Genomic DNA, 245 nt, shown 5'->3' on the forward strand with positions numbered 1-245 from the left:
GCAGCCTGAACTATTTCGTCGACGAAGCGCCGGACCAGCCCACGCTGTTCGAAGCCGATTTCGTCCTCACCGACGTCAACGGCCCGAGCGAAGTGGGTCCGCTCACCCGCATCGACCATGTCTGCCTGTCGGTGCCGGCCAATTCGCTGGATACGTGGGTGCTGTTTCTGAGAACCGCCTTCGGTTTCGAAGCCGAACCCGGCGTGCTGGTGCCGGATCCTTCCGGGCTGGGGCGCAGCCGCGCG

General features: G+C 65.3%; 1 pseudogene. It reads left to right on the forward strand.

Going from position 1 to position 245, the window contains the following annotated elements:
- A pseudogene (locus SB764_RS43655) lies at positions 1-245 on the forward strand (4-hydroxyphenylpyruvate dioxygenase); the annotation flags it as partial.

The organism is Paraburkholderia sp. SIMBA_027 (genome assembly GCF_046535315.1).
Lineage (GTDB): Bacteria > Pseudomonadota > Gammaproteobacteria > Burkholderiales > Burkholderiaceae > Paraburkholderia > Paraburkholderia tropica.